We start from the raw sequence: 3,274 nt of genomic DNA on the forward strand, positions 1-3,274 counted from the left end.
ATGCATCGTTTCACTTCTGAGTTCGGGATGGGATCAGGTGGTTCCAACGCTCTATGGTCGTCAAGAAATTCGGGTACTGACTCGTGACCGGTTGGCCTCGCTTCAGCAAATCGGGTATGTGATACAGGTGTTTGTGAGCATCGCGAACTTTCGGTTCATTGCGTCTTCACACACCGCAATCTGGTCTCTTTCGAGCATTCAGATTGCTTGGGTGTTATATGGTCAAGCCTCACGGGCAATTAGTATTGGTTAGCTCAACGCCTCACAGCGCTTACACACCCAACCTATCAACGTCGTAGTCTTCGACGGCCCTTCAGGGAACTCAAGGTTCCAGTGAGATCTCATCTTGAGGCAAGTTTCCCGCTTAGATGCTTTCAGCGGTTATCTTTCCCGAACATAGCTACCCGGCAATGCCACTGGCGTGACAACCGGAACACCAGAGGTTCGTCCACTCCGGTCCTCTCGTACTAGGAGCAGCCCCTCTCAAATCTCAAACGTCCACGGCAGATAGGGACCGAACTGTCTCACGACGTTCTAAACCCAGCTCGCGTACCACTTTAAATGGCGAACAGCCATACCCTTGGGACCGGCTTCAGCCCCAGGATGTGATGAGCCGACATCGAGGTGCCAAACACCGCCGTCGATATGAACTCTTGGGCGGTATCAGCCTGTTATCCCCGGAGTACCTTTTATCCGTTGAGCGATGGCCCTTCCATACAGAACCACCGGATCACTAAGACCTACTTTCGTACCTGCTCGACGTGTCTGTCTCGCAGTCAAGCGCGCTTTTGCCTTTATACTCTACGACCGATTTCCGACCGGTCTGAGCGCACCTTCGTACTCCTCCGTTACTCTTTAGGAGGAGACCGCCCCAGTCAAACTACCCACCATACACTGTCCTCGATCCGGATAACGGACCTGAGTTAGAACCTCAAAGTTGCCAGGGTGGTATTTCAAGGATGGCTCCACGCGAACTGGCGTCCACGCTTCAAAGCCTCCCACCTATCCTACACAAGCAAATTCAAAGTCCAGTGCAAAGCTATAGTAAAGGTTCACGGGGTCTTTCCGTCTAGCCGCGGATACACTGCATCTTCACAGCGATTTCAATTTCACTGAGTCTCGGGTGGAGACAGCGCCGCCATCGTTACGCCATTCGTGCAGGTCGGAACTTACCCGACAAGGAATTTCGCTACCTTAGGACCGTTATAGTTACGGCCGCCGTTTACCGGGGCTTCGATCAAGAGCTTCGCGTTAGCTAACCCCATCAATTAACCTTCCGGCACCGGGCAGGCGTCACACCCTATACGTCCACTTTCGTGTTTGCAGAGTGCTGTGTTTTTAATAAACAGTCGCAGCGGCCTGGTATCTTCGACCGGCATGAGCTTACGGAGCAAGTCCTTCACCCTCACCGGCGCACCTTCTCCCGAAGTTACGGTGCCATTTTGCCTAGTTCCTTCACCCGAGTTCTCTCAAGCGCCTTGGTATTCTCTACCCAACCACCTGTGTCGGTTTGGGGTACGGTTCCTGGTTATCTGAAGCTTAGAAGCTTTTCTTGGAAGCATGGCATCAACCACTTCGTCACCTGAAAGGTAACTCGTCATCAGCTCTCGGCCTTGAGATCCCGGATTTACCTAAGATCTCAGCCTACCACCTTAAACTTGGACAACCAACGCCAAGCTGGCCTAGCCTTCTCCGTCCCTCCATCGCAATAACCAGAAGTACAGGAATATTAACCTGTTTTCCATCGACTACGCTTTTCAGCCTCGCCTTAGGGACCGACTAACCCTGCGTCGATTAACGTTGCGCAGGAAACCTTGGTCTTTCGGCGTGGGTGTTTTTCACACCCATTGTCGTTACTCATGTCAGCATTCGCACTTCTGATACCTCCAGCAAGCTTCTCAACTCACCTTCACAGGCTTACAGAACGCTCCTCTACCGCATCACTTGCGTGATACCCGTAGCTTCGGTGTATGGTTTGAGCCCCGTTACATCTTCCGCGCAGGCCGACTCGACTAGTGAGCTATTACGCTTTCTTTAAAGGGTGGCTGCTTCTAAGCCAACCTCCTAGCTGTCTAAGCCTTCCCACATCGTTTCCCACTTAACCATAACTTTGGGACCTTAGCTGACGGTCTGGGTTGTTTCCCTTTTCACGACGGACGTTAGCACCCGCCGTGTGTCTCCCATGCTCGGCACTTGTAGGTATTCGGAGTTTGCATCGGTTTGGTAAGTCGGGATGACCCCCTAGCCGAAACAGTGCTCTACCCCCTACAGTGATACATGAGGCGCTACCTAAATAGCTTTCGAGGAGAACCAGCTATCTCCGAGCTTGATTAGCCTTTCACTCCGATCCACAGGTCATCCGCTAACTTTTCAACGGTAGTCGGTTCGGTCCTCCAGTCAGTGTTACCTAACCTTCAACCTGCCCATGGATAGATCGCCCGGTTTCGGGTCTATTCCCAGCGACTAGACGCCCTATTAAGACTCGCTTTCGCTACGCCTCCCCTATTCGGTTAAGCTCGCCACTGAAAATAAGTCGCTGACCCATTATACAAAAGGTACGCAGTCACCCAACAAAGTGGGCTCCCACTGCTTGTACGCATACGGTTTCAGGATCTATTTCACTCCCCTCTCCGGGGTTCTTTTCGCCTTTCCCTCACGGTACTAGTTCACTATCGGTCAGTCAGTAGTATTTAGCCTTGGAGGATGGTCCCCCCATATTCAGACAAAGTTTCTCGTGCTCCGTCCTACTCGATTTCATGACTAAGAGACTTTCGCGTACAGGGCTATCACCCACTATGGCCGCACTTTCCAGAGCGTTCCGCTAATCTCAAAGCCACTTAAGGGCTAGTCCCCGTTCGCTCGCCACTACTAAGGGAATCTCGGTTGATTTCTTTTCCTCAGGGTACTTAGATGTTTCAGTTCCCCTGGTTCGCCTCTTGCACCTATGTATTCAGTACAAGATAACCATCTTGTGATGGCTGGGTTCCCCCATTCAGACATCTCCGGATCAAAGTCTGTTTGCCGACTCCCCGAAGCTTTTCGCAGGCTACCACGTCTTTCATCGCCTCTGACTGCCAAGGCATCCACCGTATGCGCTTCTTCACTTGACCATATAACCCCAAGCAATCTGGTTATACTGTGAAGACGACATTCGCCGAAAATTCGCAAAACTCTTAAGAGTCACTCACAAATTTTACCTTAGCCTGATCCGTTACCAGTGAAAGTAACGTTCAGTCTATCTTTCTATCACATACCCAAATTTTTAAAGAACGAT

At 51.3% G+C, this 3,274-nt stretch carries 2 rRNA genes; both read right to left on the bottom strand.

From position 1 onward, the window contains the following. Positions 1 to 65 (bottom strand): 5S ribosomal RNA (gene rrf / locus LVD08_RS27950); the annotation flags it as partial. Positions 66 to 218: 153 nt separating this feature from the next. Further along, a 23S ribosomal RNA gene (locus LVD08_RS27955) occupies positions 219 to 3,110 on the bottom strand. Positions 3,111 to 3,274: the final 164 nt, after the last annotated feature.

Source organism: Pseudomonas sp. YL2, from assembly GCF_023063025.1.
GTDB classification, from domain to species: domain Bacteria; phylum Pseudomonadota; class Gammaproteobacteria; order Pseudomonadales; family Pseudomonadaceae; genus Aquipseudomonas; species Aquipseudomonas putida_A.